Genomic DNA, 244 nt, shown 5'->3' with positions numbered 1-244 from the left:
CCGAGACCCCGATGCCATACAAAGCCAACGAGAGCCGCCGTCACAAGATCCCGCGCGCCCGCTATCGCGTGGAGAACTGGGCAGCCTACGATGCGGCGCTGCGCCGACGCGGTGACCTGACGATTTGGGTGACGCCGGAGGTAATCACCGCGTGGACGCCGTCGGCGACGGGGCGGCGCGGCCGGCCAGCGCGCTACTCGGACATTGCCATCGAGGCCGGGGTGATGCTGCGCTTGGCGTTTGG

At 69.3% G+C, this 244-nt stretch carries 1 protein-coding gene; it reads left to right on the top strand.

Annotated elements, in window-relative coordinates; genetic code table 11:
• Positions 1–11: 11 nt before the first annotated feature.
• Positions 12–244, top strand: a 233-nt coding sequence (locus EJ903_RS26760; protein WP_174237375.1) for a transposase, incomplete at its 3' end; no start/stop codon positions are given.

Source organism: Azospirillum griseum (assembly GCF_003966125.1).
In the GTDB taxonomy this organism is placed as follows: domain Bacteria; phylum Pseudomonadota; class Alphaproteobacteria; order Azospirillales; family Azospirillaceae; genus Azospirillum; species Azospirillum griseum.
This window is presented reverse-complemented; position numbering and strand designations above follow the sequence as displayed.